The sequence below is a fragment of the Chryseobacterium sp. P1-3 genome (assembly GCF_000738495.1).
In the GTDB taxonomy this organism is placed as follows: Bacteria; Bacteroidota; Bacteroidia; order Flavobacteriales; family Weeksellaceae; genus Chryseobacterium; species Chryseobacterium gallinarum.
Genome location: NZ_JPEQ01000037.1, coordinates 1 through 2,158 on the forward strand (window position 1 = coordinate 1; position 2,158 = coordinate 2,158).

General features: G+C 38.4%; 1 protein-coding gene and 1 pseudogene. Both read left to right on the forward strand.

Annotated elements, in window-relative coordinates; all coding sequences use genetic code 11:
- A pseudogene (locus HX13_RS22720) lies at positions 1–1,088 on the forward strand (RHS repeat-associated core domain-containing protein); the annotation flags it as partial.
- Position 1,089: 1 nt separating this feature from the next.
- Positions 1,090–2,124, forward strand: a complete 1,035-nt coding sequence (locus HX13_RS21625) for a hypothetical protein (RefSeq protein ID WP_050022748.1) — start codon at positions 1,090–1,092, stop codon at positions 2,122–2,124.
- The last annotated feature ends 34 nt before the right edge of the window (positions 2,125–2,158 follow it).

Below are 2,158 nucleotides of genomic sequence, written 5' to 3' on the forward strand. Positions count from 1 at the left end.
CCACAACCTGGGAAAACAATGCGACTAAAAGTATTCTGAGTTTATCATCAACACAAACCTTTGCTCCCAATCAACTATATAAAAATACAGTAAAAGATGAAGATGGAAATGAAACACGAGAGTTTAAAAATGGGCAGGGGCAAATTATGCTGGTACGTAAAACAGATGGGGTAAAAAATATTGATACCTATTATGTTTACAATGAATACAACCAACTTGCCTTTGTTATTCCTCCCAATGCTGTTCATAAATCAATCACGGACGATTTGCTGAACGACTTGTGCTATCAGTACCGTTATGATGGTAAAGGAAGGCTTGTAGAAAAGAAGCTACCGGGTAAAGGTTGGGAATATATGGTATATGATGGGGCTGATCGTTTGATTTTATTCCAGGATGCTAATCTCCGAGCACAAAACAAATGGTTAATTACTAAATATGATCAGTTTGGAAGAGTAGCTTATACTGGGATTCAATCTGGTGAAAGTAGAATCAGTATGCAGAGCCAAATATCTGACCTTGTTATTACAGAAAACAGGGAACCTGGAGGCTTTGTAAAAAATGGAATGACCATTTATTATTCCAATATATATTTTCATAATTTAGAAACCGTATTGAGTATTAATTACTATGATACTTATCCTCAGGGCTATAGTTTCAACCCATCTTTTCCTACAAGTATCCAGGGAACTGCTGTATTAACAGAAACGTCAACTTCAGATGGAAGAAGCACCAAAGGACTTCCTACCATGAGTTTGGTGAAAAATATTGAAGATGACAACTGGACGAAAAATTATACCTACTACGATACCAAAGGAAGAGTAATAGGAACCCATTCCATCAACCATTTGGGAGGTTATACCAAAACAGAATCCAAACTGGATTTTGCAGGCGTTGCTCAACAGGTTGTCACCCGACATAAGAGACTGGATACCGATACAGAAAGGATTATTACAGAAAACTTTGAATATGATTCCCAAAACAGGCTGTTGGTGCACAGACACCAGGTAGATAATAATCCTGAAGAGATTCTGGCCCAGAATACCTATAATGAACTTTCTCAGCTAACCAATAAAAAAAGTAGGCAATAACTTGCAGAGTATTGATTATGCCTACAATATCAGGGGCTGGATGACCAGGATCAATGATCCTGCCAACCTGAATGGGAAATTGTTTGGCTATGAAATCAAATATACTAATCCTGTGTATACCAATTTAGCTTCAGGTAGGTTTAACGGGAATATTGCAGAGGTAGACTGGAGAAACTCTTCAGAGGATGTTTTAAAAAGATATTCCTATACCTATGATGGCCTCAACAGGTTAAAGGATGGTATCTATACGGAGCCTAATGCCACCAATCCATACAACAATAACTTTAATGAACATCTTACCTATGACACGAATGGCAATATTATGACCCTGAAAAGAAATGCTTTCCCGGTATTGGGAAGCACTTCCACGGTGGTTGATGATTTAGAGTATAACTATACCGGCAACCGTTTGAACCAGGTGATAGAACATTCTCTGAACGATACCGGCTATGAAGGCGGAAATAATATCATAGATTATGACCAGAACGGGAATATGCTCAATTTAAAAGATAAAGGAATTCAGAATATTGCATATAATTACCTGAGTTTACCCGATGCCTATTCCATTACCCAAACTGACCCTTTTTTCGGGACTAAGAATTTCAGGTTGCAATACCTTTATCGTGCAGATGGGATAAAACTCCGTAAACTCAATACTTCAGGAGGAGGAAGAGGACAATCAACCACTAATGTTATTACCGATTACCTGGATGGTTTCCAGTATAAATATCGTGAAGTTATTGAACCTTGCCTATGGTGCCGTACAAGTGTAGCTTTTGAAAAGGAGGCTTATAAGGAATCCGGGGAAATTCTTGAGCCGGGCGTTATTACCCCGGAATGGCGTCTTGATTTTGTACCAACAGCAGAAGGATTTTATAGTTTCGCTGAAAACCGCTATATTTACCAATACAGGGATCACCTTGGAAATGCGAGGGTAAGCTATATTAAAAACAGCGCAGGTGTTGCTCAAGTGACGGATACTAACAATTATTATCCGTTCGGGTTAAACCATATTGGCCAGGGAAGAGGGTTTTAGGAGGATATTTTAATTATAAGTACAATGGAAAGGA